Below are 1,014 nucleotides of genomic sequence, written 5' to 3'. Positions count from 1 at the left end.
CCACGTCTGGCACATCCCCGAGGACTCCCCCGCGCACATCGCCTACATCCACGACGCGTCCGCCACGGTCACCAAGGCGGAACGCGACGGTGGCACGGCCGTACTGATGCACCCCGTCCGCGAGGAAGTCGTACGGGACCTCGCCCGCCAAGGCGTCACGATGCCCCGCAAGTCGACGTCGTTCGGCCCGAAACCGGCGTCCGGGCTGGTGCTGCGCGCACTGGACATCTGACATACGAAGGGGGCGGGACCCATGTCCAGGTCCCGCCCCCTTCACTCGGGCACGTCAGTGCTTGTCGTCGTCCCGGCCTTCACCGGTCTCGTCACTCAGCTCACTCTCACTCTCGTCGAGAGCGTCGACGAACTCCACGCCGTCCAGCTCGGCAAGCCGGTCCGAGGCATCCGTGCTGCCGTCCCGGTCCGCCTCGACGGCCTTCGCGAACCACTCCCGCGCCTCGCGCTCCCGCCCGGCCGCGAGCAGTGCGTCGGCGTAGGCGTACCGCAGCCGCGCGGTCCACGGCTGTACGGAGCTGGAGGCCAGCTCGGGGCTCTGCAGCGTCACGATGGCCGCGTCGAGCTGCCCCATGTCACGCCGGGCACCGGCCGCGACCAGCCGCATCTCCACCTGCCCGGCCTTGTCGAGCTTGTGCACCTCGGGCGCGCCGGCCATGTCGAGCGCCTTCTCCGGCCGTCCCAGGCCCCGCTCGCAGTCGGCCATGACGGGCCACAGATCGACGTTGCCGGTCATACGCCGCGCCGCACGGAACTCGGCCAGCGCCTCCCCGTACTTCTGGTTCGCGTACGCCGCGAACCCGGCCGCTTCCCGAACGGCCGCCACGCGCGAGGCCAGCCGCAGGGCGACCTTGGAGTAGCCGTACGCCCCCTCGGGGTCCTCGTCGATGAGCCGGGCGACCATCACCAGGTTCTTGGCGACATCGTCCGCGAGCGTCTTCGGCAGGCTCTGCAGCTCCTGCCGTACGTCCTTGTCGATCTCGTCGCCGGTCACGTCCTCGG

At 70.8% G+C, this 1,014-nt stretch carries 1 protein-coding gene and 1 pseudogene; one reads left to right on the top strand and one right to left on the bottom strand.

Features of this window, described 5'->3' with window-relative positions:
- Positions 1-232: pseudogene (locus ACTWQJ_RS51775) on the top strand (DUF1015 domain-containing protein); the annotation flags it as partial.
- A gap of 54 nt (positions 233-286) precedes the next feature.
- On the opposite strand, the gene ACTWQJ_RS51770 reads toward ACTWQJ_RS51775, so the two are convergent.
- A complete protein-coding gene (locus ACTWQJ_RS51770; RefSeq protein WP_443313264.1) occupies positions 287-991 on the bottom strand; it encodes a hypothetical protein in 705 nt (234 codons plus the stop codon).
- Between the last annotated feature and the right edge of the window lie 23 nt (positions 992-1,014).

Source organism: Streptomyces sp. KR55 (genome assembly GCF_052245645.1).
GTDB lineage: Bacteria > Actinomycetota > Actinomycetes > Streptomycetales > Streptomycetaceae > Streptomyces > Streptomyces flavusporus.
The sequence above is the reverse complement of the archived record's forward strand: the minus strand, read 5'-3'. Positions and strand labels throughout refer to the sequence as shown.